Here is a 12,189-nt window from a genome sequence, read left to right as displayed (position 1 = left end):
GTATCGCTTTTTATCATATCGGAATTTTCGTTTGTGCGCCACAAGACATATCTTTCCGATCATAAAAGAATCAGAAAAATTGAACATGTAACGTTGTGTTATTCATACAATATAGATAGAGGTGATGGATGTGACAAGAGTCAGACATACAAGTAAAGACATCGATTTAATCGCTCGGATGATTCGGGCAGAAGCCGAGGGTGAAGGTAGACTAGGCATGCTGATGGTCGGAAACGTTATTGTGAACCGTGCCGTAGCAGACTGTTTAGATTTTCGTGATGTACGAACGATTGAAGAAGTCATCTATCAAGTTCAAGGCGGAAATTTCTCCTTTGAAGCTGTACAAAAAGGAAATTTATTTTACCAGCCTGCAAGAGAAGTAGAAAGAGAATTAGCAAGAAAAGTCGTACAACGATGGAGGCGACATCCATCGAAATACGCTTTATGGTACTTTAATCCATATGCACCTTGCCCACCTACCTGGTACGGTCAACCATTCACCGGACAATATAAACAACATTGCTATTATGAACCGATTGCGAATACGTGTGAGAGTGCTTATCGATAGTGTTTGGACTATGGAATCTTGGTAATTTATGGGGACAATCTAACGAAATATACGCCTGTTTTGAAGTTTCATCGGGAGATCGCTAAAAGATATGCACCCAAATTGAAAATATATGGGCTTCGTATCGTGCGATATGCACCCTAAAAATGAAAATATGCGACTAAATCTACTAAATATGCACCCGAAATTTGAATTTATGGGCCAAAAGATCAATAATATGTGCCCAACCCAAAAATACCGTTCCCCAGCAGACAAAACAAAACAAGAGACCAAATCTCAAAACGATTTGGTCTCTTGTTCAGTATATTCCCACCGGATCTCGTAATTAAGGAAAATAACTGTACTTATTTCAAAATCAGCCGGCTGTTGAGGCAGCCGGGTTTTGTCATTTTTCCAGGTATGATTTATTAATGAAATAAAAAGCAGGCTTCTGTCCTTGTTGATCGATAAGCTCTTCTTCCAACAAGAACCCAACCCTTTTCCGGATGGTCACTTCAGACTTTCCTACGAATTCAGCTAATTCTTTTACCGTTAATCCTGGAGATGAATCAAAGAAATGATTTTGCGCTAAAATGAACATTAAATTTTGATAGTCATCCTGCATATTGACTAACTTTGAATCACTTTCAATTTTTCCAAACGCTTGCTGCAACAACTGAAATTTTTCACTCAGCTCTCCATACATATCTTCCAGTGAGTTTTTAATGATAGTTAGAAGTGTCTCAATAAAATAATTCAACTCTCCACTACTTTTAATACTATTCGTCATTTCAAATGCTTTTAAATAGTTTCTTCGTTCTTTATTACAACCTCTCGAGAGTGAAAGTGCCGCATAGTCACCAAGCACTTTCGCTAAATACATGCTACTGATGTAACGTGATGTTCTGCCATTTCCATCGTAAAAAGGATGGATATAACCGAAGAAATAATGAGCAATGACTGTTCTGATAATTAAGGGAATCTCATTTTCATTATTTAAAAATGATAGCATGTGTTCAATTTCTTCAATAATTCTATTTTCAGGAGTGATTCCTTGATGGATCACCTTTCCACTTCCCGATTGTTTCAAAACATTGGTGACATCCCGACGGAAGAAATCCCCATCAGGAAGTTCACCTTTCTCAATCTCACCTTGAATAATTTCATCATAAACACTTCTTACATCATTGGGAGATCTCGGTAAATCCGTTTTACCTGATAAAATATTTAGATAGGATTTAACCATGCTAGCGAATCTTTTATTCTTTAATGTTTTTTTTCTTACATGCCGAATACTTTCAGCTATTTCCTTTTTGGTACTTTTAACACCTTCTAAATCGTTCGTATGATATAGCTCTTCCTGAAGGCATTCATCAATGAACTGCCTTTGGGCGACAATCGGCAGTTCTCTAAAAACCATATTAAAACTTTCAGAAATCATATGGATTTCATTTACCAAGCTTAACATCGAATGTGTCGGCACAAAATATAGCTCATAGATATTCGATTGATTCATTGGTTTAATTCTTAGCCCTGTATGAACAGTGGTTTCAAAATGAATTCTGTTGTTAATTTTTTCATTATACCGAGAAAAATCCTCTGCATGAAACAGTTTGTGAGCATATTGCATCGATTTTTCACCACCACTTCTATTCATAATAGTAAATGTATTATTACATATACACCTTATCATTTCTAGTTTTAAGTTAAAAAATACATCATTTTTATAAATAGAATGGATTTTCCTGCTCCCTATGTACTCTTAATCTAAAAATATAAGCCTCGGCATCCATGTTTGTATTCTTATTTTATATGCAACCTAATCAGGCATATATGTGCCGCTTTCTTACTATATGGGACTAACACTGACCGATATCCGCTCAACCTAATATGATATGTGACCAAATTGACGATTTTTACTCCATAACTCAAAATATATGAGCCCATCCTTATCTGAAACCCACTCAACACAAAAAACTACCTCCATTATTTTTCAAGGTAGTTTTTAAGCTTGTTTTCGCATCTTCTCCCGTCTCACATCCTCCCCATCCATCATATAAGCCACCAACACACCAAAAATTAACGCCCAAAACTGTGCGCCAATCCCAAAGATGGTGATATTGGCAAGAGGGATCAGGAATGCCACCATGACAGCGTATTTAAATTTGCCGCTTCCGATCGACATCGTAAATGTTTTGATCAGTATTGGTAATAACAACAGGCCGACGAGAAATTTCAAAATACTTGTTGGGTAAACCATCAAAATACCAATTGCCGGGTAACTGACAAGACCGAAGATAAGCGCAAAAATGGATGCCCACACGGCTGCATAATAACGTTTGTCTTTCTCTCCGACAGCCGGGTCTGAAACGACAGCAACTGGTGCGCCTGCACTTGTGACACTATGGCTGCCGAAAAATCCGCCAAAAAGGGTTCCGATTCCTGAGACCAAAATCGATAAATCCATATTCGTTTGATACCCTTCTGCTTTTAATATTGAATTTCCGATCGTCACCTCACCAAACAAACTAATGATTGCTAAAGGAATAGAAACGGTAAAAATAACTTCTAAGCTGCCTGCAACAGGGCCAACTGTTGGGAAAAGATTGAATGATACTGAATTGAATGAGCTTGGATTAAGCGTTCCATCCACGAACAACGTCAAAGACAAGACAAAGAACACGATAATCGCTGCAGGGAATTTCGGGAAAAATTTTGTCGCAAGGATATATGTGGCTATGCCTATGACTCCCCACTCAATGTGACTAGCCGTAACTTCTACGATATAAAGAACATAGTGAATAATGGTTCCAGAGAACATTGCCATTACGATCTCAAGTTTAATGAAACGTTCAATCCGCCGGTACAATTTGAACACACTAATAAGAATCAGCACAACACCCGCCATACTAAAAGCAAAAAACACTTCATCTATCGGGTATCGATGCACCGTAAAACCGACGAACACGGCCGCCGGTATCGAGGAAGACACGTTTAGCGGAAGCTTTGTTATTAAAGAAAGAATCAATCCTGCGATACCTGCAAGAACGATAGCCCCAAAAATCCAATTTTTCATCAGTTCACTTGACCAGCCGCGCTGCTGGCTAACTTCGAATATCACCATTGTTGGAACGATGGCTGTTAAGATTCCGGCCAATACGCCGTATATCATATAATTATAGGTAAATAATTCATTCCATTTCATAACATAAGGCCTTCTTTTTTTATGTAGTGCCTCTTATTATAACATGATGTTTCTCAATAATTCTGAATACATATTAAATATGATAGAATCAAGCAAAAGGTGATCGATAAAAAGGAGACTCCCTCTATGAAAATCGTATTAGCTCCAGATTCATTCAAAGGAAGCTTGTCATCAAGCGAAGTGACTCAAGTGATGGAACGAGCCATTAAAGATGTCGACCATTCTTATACCGTCGTTTCCAAACCGATGGCTGATGGCGGTGAGGGTACGATTGAAGCGATGTTAACTTCGAGAAAAGGAAAGATAGTGAACGTGCAGTGTACCGGGCCGTTAGGTGAGCCGATCAAGAGTTCGTATATCGTTTTTGATTCAAATGAAGCGGTCATTGAGCTGGCGGAAATTGCAGGCCTCACACTTGTTCCAACGTCGAAAAGAAATCCTGATTATACAACAACCTATGGATTGGGAGAAGTCATTTTAGATGCAATTGACCGGGGCGCGAAATCGATTATGATCGGACTCGGAGGAAGTGCCACGAATGATGGCGGTTTAGGCATGCTGATTGCTTTAGGGATGAAAGCAAGGGATAAGGATGGCCAGCCACTCAGCGGATATGGTTTGGATTTGCATCATGTTCATGGCATTTGTTTTGAGGATTTGGATAAGCGATTGAAGGATGTCGACATCAATGTCGCATGTGATGTTACGAATCCACTTTGCGGCGCGCGAGGAGCAAGTGTCGTTTTCGGACCACAAAAAGGAGCTACTGATCAACAAGTGAAACAATACGACCAGTCACTACACCAATATGCCAAAATCATTGAAGACAATCTCGGTCAATCGTATCAAAACATACCTGGGGCAGGTGCAGCTGGTGGGTTAGGGTTCGCCTTACTAATGATCGGTGGTCAACTTGAATCGGGAGCACAACAAATTGGCGAGGCAATTCATTTGGAAAAAGAGGTTCAAGAAGCAGATTTAGTGATTACCGGTGAGGGACAGAGCGATGAACAAACATTATACGGAAAAGCACCCTGTTATGTCGCATCGATAGCCAACAAACATCGCGTACCCGTCGTTTTGCTTTCAGGCAGTTTGTCTGGTGAACAAAAATCGTTAAATGATTTATTCACCAGTTGTTTTTCCATTGTGAATCGCCCGCTTACATTAGGAGAAAGTATGAATGAAGTAGAAACACTACTATATGAGCAAACAATACAAATTATTAAACTTGTGGGGGCATTTTCTAAAAGATAATTTATATTACCTTTGTTGTTTCTGGTGATCCTTTAGAACTTTTGCTTAATGTTAAAATGCCATCAATTAGTAAACAAATGAACGCTGCCCAATGTAGTAACATACCAAGCACAGGAATAATTCCGATTGTACTCGCTACGATCCCAACAACCGGCCCCCATATATTTTGATTTGATTTCTTCGCAAAAACCAATGTAACAATATGATAGATTAACATAAACAATAATGGAATCCACACAAACGAGAGAATGAATGCCCCTCCAATTCCTGGAATACCTAAAAAGAATTCCATGCCAGACCCAATAAGTTTCATAACGCCGGAACTAATCATTAAGTCGCCTCCGTCAATTTTATAAGTACTACAAAATAAGATATCCATTAACAGGTAATTTTATTCGAGAAGTCAGATTGAAATGCTCACCTGATTAGGTTTAATAATGAAGGGTAAAGATCTCTTTCGCATATTGAATAGCTTCTAAGTTAGACCGTTTTTTTTCGTATATGAGCTCACTTTTTTAAACGGCCAGGCCATCTCTTTGAACACTCAGCAACTTTTTTGAACGGTTAGCTCAACCTTTTGAACGGTCAGCGCACTTCTTTGAACACTTAGCTCAACCTTTTGAACGGTTAGCGCACTTCTTTGAACGTTCAGCGCTATCTTTTGAACGGTCACCATGTTTCCACAACATATAGACTAATTCTCCTCCCTCTCTCACCCTAAACCAAACAACACCCAGGACTCCACTCTGACACCGCTTTCATAAATAAATTTTACAAAATGTAAGTGATTTCATGGTTTTTACCAAATAAAAGTAAGTAAAGAAACGTCTTGACTGACATTTCTACATCTTATATACTATTTTAAAACGTTCAAATTGTTTGAAAACCTTTATTACATAAAAACAAAAAAGGAGAGGTTCATGTGAAGGGTCTAAAGCGTATGATTGGGGTAGCTATTGTTCCATTGGCAGTTGCATCACTTGCTGCATGTGGAGGAGAAAAAGATGAATCAGCAGAGGAGTTTCCATCAAAGGAAATTGAAATGACGATTCCTTGGTCACCGGGTGGTGGAAGTGACATTGAAGGCCGTTTCGTTGCAGAACATGCAGCTGAATATATCGGGGAAGATATCGTACCAGTCAACGTGCCGGGTGTCGGTGGAACGGTTGGTTTAGAAGATTTAACGAAAAAAGACGCTGACGGATACAATATCGGACAGATTCATGAAGGGTTACTTGTTGCCCACCATTCAGATGTAACAGAAATTAATTATGATAGTTTTGAACCTATTGCTTCCATGTCATCTTCAGATCAGATCCTTGCCGTTTCAACTGATATGGGTGTTGAAACGCTAGAGGAATTAGTTGAATACGGACAGAACAACACCATCCAATTCGGTGGTACGGTTGCTGGAATTCCGCGTGTATGGGTCGAGCAAATGGCGAAAGAACTTGATGTCCAGCATAACCTCGTCGGGTATGAAGGGATTTCTGAAGCCATTCAAGCACTCGCTGGCGGTCATATTGATGCAGCGATCGTCGACTATAAATCTGGTATTGATTTTGTAAAAGCGGACGAGATTAACTTCGTTGCAATCGGTACAACGGAACGAATTGAAACAGCGCCTGATCTACCAACTTTCCAAGAAAAAGGCTATGACATCACGATGGGAATCAACCGTGGGTATGTCGCACCAGAAGGAACACCTGAAGAAATCGTTGAGCAACTCGAAAAAGCTCTTGAAGAAACATCAAAAGATGAAGATTACGTCGAAGCCGTTCAAAATGCTGGCTCAAGTGTTAACTTCATGGGCACGGAAGAATACAAAGAGTATTTAGACAAGCAAGACAAGATTATCAGTGACGTCATCGAAGAAGTAGCAGCAGAATAAATCATAGAGGGAGCCTCTCCCTCTATCTTTGTTAGGAGGAAGAATTTTGGGTGAATTAATCGTTGCCATTGCACTTGTCGTCTTATCAATTTTGATTTACACACAAACCGATGACCTACCATCCATGAACGAATCTCAATTGGATGCAGGCTCTTTCCCTCAGTTTGTAGCCATTTTACTTGGTGGGCTGTCGCTCATTTTAGCGATCAAACAAATAATCGTCTTGGTAAAAGCACGTCAACAAAATAGCGAAACATCAATCAAAGAACAATTGCTTTACATAGTGAAAGAACATCAACTCGTTTTCATCACGTTGGCTCTTTTATTCTTATATATTCTAGCAATCCAAATACTCGGGTTTATTCTATCTTCTATTATATTTATGATTATTACGGCTTTGGTCATTGGACCGCGGACGAAAAAGAGTATCGTAACAGTTTCCAGTATTGCGGTGATTTTGACACTCAGCTTATATTTCTTTTTCCAAAACGTTCTTCAAGTCAGATTCCCAACAGGCATTTTCTTCTAAGAGGAGGTTCAATTTATGTTCGATTTACTATTCTTAGGGTTCGGTGAAATCCTTAACTTGAAAATTTTACTCGTCCTCTTTATCGGAGTTGTCGTCGGTGTCATTGCCGGTTTGATCCCAGGGTTTACCGTCGCCATGGCCATTGTGTTAACCTTGCCACTAACATTTGGCATGGAGCCAGTCACAGGAATCGCTGCGATGATTGGCGTTTTCGTTGGCGGCATGTCCGGTGGGTTGATCAGTGCGGCGCTACTCGGCATACCAGGAACGCCCTCCTCGGTCGCGACCACCTTTGACGCTTATCCAATGGCTAAAAAAGGGCAACCCGGTAAAGCGTTATCGATTGGAATTTGGGCATCATTCTTAAGCTCGATCGTCAGCTTGTTCATTTTAGTAACCATTGCACCGCAAGTTTCCCAATTCGCATTGAAATTTGGTCCGTGGGAAATGTTCGCGCTTATTTGTTTGGCATTGACGATTATCGCAAGTGTCACAGGAGATTCCATTATTAAAGGATTAATTGCAGGTCTGTTCGGATTGCTCATTTCAACAGTCGGAGCCGATCCGATTATGGGCTTCGCACGATTCACATTCGACCTCGATGTCCTTCGTGCAGGCATTCCATTTTTGGTCGTATTGATCGGAATGTTCGCGATTTCACGGTTAATGCAATCGTTGGAAAAAAGCCAATTGGAAAAAGACCGACTCGAACGGTTGAACGAAGATGCTTCGGAAATGAAATTCACGCTAAAACCGTTTCAATCGTTGAAAAAAGTGATCTCAAAACCGATGACATTAATCGGCTCCTCTGTGATCGGTTCGATTATCGGCGCGATTCCCGGAGCAGGTGGAAGTATCGCCAACATCGTCGCTTATGACCAAGCGAAAAAGTGGTCCAAGGAGCCGAATAAATTCGGTACAGGCTGTGAAGAAGGTGTCGTCGCATCGGAAGCCGGCAACAACTCGACCGTCGGCGGTGACTTGATCCCTACCGTCGCATTAGGAATTCCAGGCTCCGCTGTAACGGCTGTTTTACTATCCGCATTAATGGTACACGGCATTACACCTGGACCTCTATTAATTGTTGACGAACCGAACATTGTCGGTGGAATTTTCGTTGCATTCTTTATCGCGTCACTCGCCATGTTAATTACACAGTTCGCAGGTATGCGTGTCTTTGTAAAAATCACCCAAGTACCAACGCATATTTTAGTACCAATCATTCTAGTGCTATGTGTCGTTGGGACATTCGTCTTGAACAACCGGACGACAGACTTGTACATTTTGCTTGCGATGGGCATCATCGGCTACTTATTTACGAAATATAAATACGCCCTTGCCCCAGCGATCATCGGAGTCATCCTCGGACCGATTGCCGAGCTGAACCTCCGCAGAGCATTCATGACAGACCCAGATTGGACGCTTTTCCTATCCCGTCCGATCTCGCTTACATTTTTAGTGCTGACGGTTTTATCGATATTGTTTACGATCTGGCAGACGATAAATGCGAAGAAAAAAGCTCAAGTATAGGGAAAATCCCGATTGCATAGCCGTGCAGTCGGGATTTTCTAATTTAAAACACCTTCCCATAAACCTTCAACCAATTCCCGCCATAGATCTTCAAAATTTCTTCTTTCTCAAACCCTCTCTCCAACAACTTTTTCGTTAAATCTTGTAAGTTTTGGTGCTTCAAAATATCAAAAGCTTCGTCATCGCTTGGTGGGAAATATTTTCGAAGCATGTCACAACAATCCAGGCCAAGTCCGATGTGATCCACTCCAACCGTCTGTTTCATGTACTCTACATGGTCGGCGATTAAATCGATATCGCCTTCATTGGCTTTTCCGGAAGCGATTCGACTTAGAATATTGATGCCGGCAACACCATCACGCTCAGCAATTTTTTTCAATTGTTCATCCGTTAAATTCCGCGGTGTTTTGGCGACTTCCCGTGAATTGGAATGCGAGGCAATAATCGGTCCTTCCGCAAAACGAAACACATCCTCAAATCCGCGGTCGTTAATGTGCGTAATATCAAGGAGCATGCCTAGCCGTTCGGCTTCTTTGACAAGCGCTTCGCCAAATTGCGTCAATCCGCCACCCCGATCTTCTATATCCATCGAAAAATGGCAACCATCTGCAGCATAGTTCCGACGACTCCATGTCAAACCAACAAACCGAACACCTAATTCATAGAAAACGCGTAATAAAGACAAATCATCATACAGCGGCTCCACACCTTTAAACGAAAGCATAATGCCCACTTTCCCGGCATGCTTCGCCTCTAAAATATCCTCGTAGCTTTTACACAACATCAACTCATCCGGTGACTCATCTATTTCTGCATACAAAGCGCTCACCTGATTCAGCGCCTTACGCAGCACCATTTCCGGGATAAACGCATCGTCCACGAAAATAGATGATATAATGAGGTTAAAACCACCTTTTTTAAAATTCGGTAAATGGTCGGTTTCAATCACCTTCGTCCGACCGAGCGCTCGCTGCTCAACCACATCAAATAACAAATCATAATGCGCATCAATAATAAACGCTTCTTCATGAATTTCTTTAATCAAATCGTTCATCTGTAACCACGTCCTTATCTAAATTAACTCAACTCCAGAATAACATAGATGTCCGATGTCTGACCGTCACATCCTTGTGTGAAAATTCGCATAGAAATATGGTATGAATACGATGGAGGGAAATAGATGAGTGAAAACGAAAAGAAAAATGTAACGCTGACAATGGATGAATATGAACGCGCAGAATTTTTAAAGCTTTTGATCGAGGAAGCAAAGTCTCCCGCTGAGGTCAAACGGCTAGGCATGGAGCTTAAACAGATTTATCACAAAGGACATATACGGTATGTGAAAAATCAATTAGAATAAGGGTAGTAAAACAGACCAGATAGGCGGGAAATGAAATGGAATTTAGTGATTTTACAGCTGCACAAGTAAGAATTGCCAGACCAACAGACAAGTTTGAAGAAATAATCGATTTCTACCAAAACGGCTTAGGCCTTAAACGAATCGGCGAATTCCAGGGTCACCGAGGATACGAAGGGGTCATTTTTGGCTTACCCGAAGTGAATTATCATTTAGAATTCACCCGACATGTTGATGGAAGTCCCTGTCCGGCACCAACGAAAGATAATCTACTCGTTTTCTATATTACGGATAAAAGCGAGATTAATCATGTAGCACACCGGTTGGAGAAAATGGGTTATCCGGAAGTTGATCCGGAGAATGAGTATTGGAAAGAAAAGGGCGTGACCATTGAAGACCCTGATGGTTGGCGAATTGTGTTGATGAATCGGTCTTTTGCGGATTAAAATGAGCAAATCTAATAAGATGAATAAAGTTATTTTTTTTCGCAATTTCTTTAATTCAATATGAATCTATATATTATTACGAAGATAAGTTTCAAATTAAAAGTGAGGAGTAAGTCGGCTTTTTAGTATTCCACCCCCCACTCCTCACTGCAATCCCAAATCTACTAAATAAAACGTCGGATTTTCTTGGTTTTTTGTAAATCAATAATGACATTCGTAGTACCTGGTATATCCGTAATATCCTTTGAAGATAAGCTAGAGGACGATAAGATTATAGAGCAAAAGCACGTAAGACATATAAATCAGAACAACTCCGTTCACTAGTTATTGCAGTCCCAGATCTGCCAAGTAGAATGTTAGATTCTCTTGATCTTCACTTAATTCAAAAATGACATTCGTTGTTCCAGCTGTCCCAGTTATAGCGGAATTAAAACGTAAATATAAGATCACTAGCCCTTCATTAAAGTAAACAATTCTCGAAGCATCAACGCCAGCTGATTCAATTTGTAGTTCGTCTGTGATGTCGTCATAGTCCAACTGAATTTCTGCGTAATAATCTTCACTTCCCGCAATATAATCTTCAGTTCGTTGTAGCTGGTGAGTGCCCTTCTTTAATGATTCTTTATTCCCACCTAACCACACATATTTACCATCTCGACTAATCTTGTTCTTTGTGGCATCCAAATCATGGGTTGTCTTATTCTCGTAGTCTAAGATATGGGTATCACCTGGTATCAAGGCGTACTGTTCATTTAGCAACAATAAATCTTTAAATTCATTCAGCTCTCCATTATTCAAATTTTTAAGGAAAGAATCTCGGTTTCCGACTACAAAAGAACTAGTAAGGTCCTTACTCAATAAAATATATCCATTCCTGTTTTCTCCACTAGCATCTGTATTTTTAAGTAGGAGAAAAATCGACTTATCTGATAATCGAGGAATTGAAACCACCAGCTCATCTTCCGGATTCCAGTTAAACTTTTCAGCTAATTCAATAGATGTTTCTTTATCTCCTGATCGAAGAGTAAGTAAATTATCTTCCCCCAATTCAATCTCCGGATATTCTTCGATAGGTTCCATCACGGACTCAAAATCCTTAGTTAGCTCATTAAACCTAGCCTCTTGATTATCTGATTGTATTAATGAGGCAAAGTGATTCGCTACTTCTTTTTTAGAAGTAATAAAATAATCTATTCTTTCAGGATTATTTTCCACGTTAAAATGAGAATAAGTAAAACCGTCTTCATCTTGCTTGTGGATAGTAGAATACATCGGCATAGAATAAGTAGCCAAAAATTCCAACATAGCAGGAGAGAATTCTTCTGGTAAGCCGACTTTGTAAGACTCGCTACTCGCAGCACTATTCGTACAAGCAGATAAAACAAATAAGGAAGTAATGAATAGAATAAATTTTACTTTCATTTTAT

12 protein-coding genes are annotated in these 12,189 nt (G+C 40.1%); 7 read left to right on the top strand and 5 right to left on the bottom strand.

All coding sequences use genetic code 11. From position 1 onward, the window contains the following. Positions 1-124: 124 nt before the first annotated feature. On the top strand, positions 125-568 hold the full coding sequence (locus tag KC820_RS00305; RefSeq protein WP_236782443.1) for a cell wall hydrolase: 444 nt from the start codon (positions 125-127) through the stop codon (positions 566-568). Between the two features lie 385 nt (positions 569-953). On the opposite strand, the gene KC820_RS00300 is transcribed toward KC820_RS00305, so the two are convergent. Next, positions 954-2,063 carry a Fic family protein gene (locus KC820_RS00300; protein WP_212367038.1) on the bottom strand — a complete coding sequence of 370 codons (1,110 nt, stop codon included), beginning with the start codon at positions 2,061-2,063 and terminating at the stop codon, positions 954-956. Positions 2,064-2,552: 489 nt separating this feature from the next. Next, on the bottom strand, positions 2,553-3,752 hold the full coding sequence (locus KC820_RS00295) for a benzoate/H(+) symporter BenE family transporter (RefSeq protein ID WP_212367036.1): 1,200 nt from the start codon (positions 3,750-3,752) through the stop codon (positions 2,553-2,555). Positions 3,753-3,878: 126 nt separating this feature from the next. Here KC820_RS00295 and KC820_RS00290 point away from each other — a divergent pair, with 126 nt between their 5' ends. Beyond that, positions 3,879-5,009: a glycerate kinase gene (locus tag KC820_RS00290; RefSeq protein WP_212367034.1), complete on the top strand. Its 1,131-nt coding sequence runs from the start codon at positions 3,879-3,881 to the stop codon at positions 5,007-5,009. Position 5,010: 1 nt separating this feature from the next. On the opposite strand, the gene KC820_RS00285 is transcribed toward KC820_RS00290, so the two are convergent. Further along, the gene (locus tag KC820_RS00285; RefSeq protein WP_212367031.1) at positions 5,011-5,340 is read right to left on the bottom strand and encodes a hypothetical protein; all 330 of its coding nucleotides are present in this window, start codon (positions 5,338-5,340) and stop codon (positions 5,011-5,013) included. Positions 5,341-5,931: 591 nt separating this feature from the next. Here KC820_RS00285 and KC820_RS00280 point away from each other — a divergent pair. The 3 genes from KC820_RS00280 to KC820_RS00270 are packed head-to-tail and all read left to right on the top strand — an operon-like array spanning position 5,932 to position 8,959. Further along, positions 5,932-6,900 carry a Bug family tripartite tricarboxylate transporter substrate binding protein gene (locus KC820_RS00280; RefSeq protein WP_212367030.1) on the top strand — a complete coding sequence of 323 codons (969 nt, stop codon included), beginning with the start codon at positions 5,932-5,934 and terminating at the stop codon, positions 6,898-6,900. A 46-nt stretch (positions 6,901-6,946) separates the two neighbouring features. Then, positions 6,947-7,429 carry a tripartite tricarboxylate transporter TctB family protein gene (locus KC820_RS00275; RefSeq protein WP_212367028.1) on the top strand — a complete coding sequence of 161 codons (483 nt, stop codon included), beginning with the start codon at positions 6,947-6,949 and terminating at the stop codon, positions 7,427-7,429. Between the two features lie 15 nt (positions 7,430-7,444). Next, positions 7,445-8,959 carry a tripartite tricarboxylate transporter permease gene (locus tag KC820_RS00270; RefSeq protein WP_212367026.1) on the top strand — a complete coding sequence of 505 codons (1,515 nt, stop codon included), beginning with the start codon at positions 7,445-7,447 and terminating at the stop codon, positions 8,957-8,959. Positions 8,960-9,002: 43 nt separating this feature from the next. Here KC820_RS00270 and KC820_RS00265 read toward each other — a convergent pair whose 3' ends face one another. Further along, positions 9,003-10,013: a dipeptidase gene (locus KC820_RS00265; protein ID WP_212367024.1), complete on the bottom strand. Its 1,011-nt coding sequence runs from the start codon at positions 10,011-10,013 to the stop codon at positions 9,003-9,005. A gap of 126 nt (positions 10,014-10,139) precedes the next feature. On the opposite strand from KC820_RS00265, the gene KC820_RS00260 reads away from it, so the two are divergent. Beyond that, positions 10,140-10,319, top strand: coding sequence for a hypothetical protein (locus tag KC820_RS00260; RefSeq protein WP_144089144.1), 180 nt, complete (start codon positions 10,140-10,142; stop codon positions 10,317-10,319). Between the two features lie 35 nt (positions 10,320-10,354). Next, the gene (locus KC820_RS00255) at positions 10,355-10,762 is read left to right on the top strand and encodes a VOC family protein (RefSeq protein ID WP_144089145.1); all 408 of its coding nucleotides are present in this window, start codon (positions 10,355-10,357) and stop codon (positions 10,760-10,762) included. 324 nt (positions 10,763-11,086) lie between these two features. On the opposite strand, the gene KC820_RS00250 is transcribed toward KC820_RS00255, so the two are convergent. Beyond that, positions 11,087-12,184 (bottom strand): hypothetical protein, encoded by a 1,098-nt coding sequence (locus KC820_RS00250; protein WP_212367022.1) that lies wholly within the window; start codon positions 12,182-12,184, stop codon positions 11,087-11,089. Positions 12,185-12,189: the final 5 nt, after the last annotated feature.

Source organism: Allobacillus saliphilus (assembly GCF_018138385.1).
Lineage (GTDB): Bacteria > Bacillota > Bacilli > Bacillales > Alkalibacillaceae > Allobacillus > Allobacillus saliphilus.
The sequence above is the reverse complement of the archived record's forward strand: the minus strand, read 5'-3'. Positions and strand labels throughout refer to the sequence as shown.

What these genes read in the sequence shown, in the direction of transcription:
- KC820_RS00250 (WP_212367022.1), bottom strand. Translation starts at nt 12,184, where the DNA reads ATGAAAGTAAAATTTATTCTATTCATTACTTCCTTATTTGTTTTATCT.
- KC820_RS00260 (WP_144089144.1), top strand. Translation starts at nt 10,140, where the DNA reads ATGAGTGAAAACGAAAAGAAAAATGTAACGCTGACAATGGATGAATAT.
- KC820_RS00295 (WP_212367036.1), bottom strand. Translation starts at nt 3,752, where the DNA reads ATGAAATGGAATGAATTATTTACCTATAATTATATGATATACGGCGTA.
- KC820_RS00305 (WP_236782443.1), top strand. Translation starts at nt 125, where the DNA reads ATGGATGTGACAAGAGTCAGACATACAAGTAAAGACATCGATTTAATC.
- KC820_RS00265 (WP_212367024.1), bottom strand. Translation starts at nt 10,013, where the DNA reads ATGAACGATTTGATTAAAGAAATTCATGAAGAAGCGTTTATTATTGAT.
- KC820_RS00290 (WP_212367034.1), top strand. Translation starts at nt 3,879, where the DNA reads ATGAAAATCGTATTAGCTCCAGATTCATTCAAAGGAAGCTTGTCATCA.
- KC820_RS00285 (WP_212367031.1), bottom strand. Translation starts at nt 5,340, where the DNA reads ATGATTAGTTCCGGCGTTATGAAACTTATTGGGTCTGGCATGGAATTC.
- KC820_RS00270 (WP_212367026.1), top strand. Translation starts at nt 7,445, where the DNA reads ATGTTCGATTTACTATTCTTAGGGTTCGGTGAAATCCTTAACTTGAAA.
- KC820_RS00255 (WP_144089145.1), top strand. Translation starts at nt 10,355, where the DNA reads ATGGAATTTAGTGATTTTACAGCTGCACAAGTAAGAATTGCCAGACCA.
- KC820_RS00300 (WP_212367038.1), bottom strand. Translation starts at nt 2,063, where the DNA reads ATGAATCAATCGAATATCTATGAGCTATATTTTGTGCCGACACATTCG.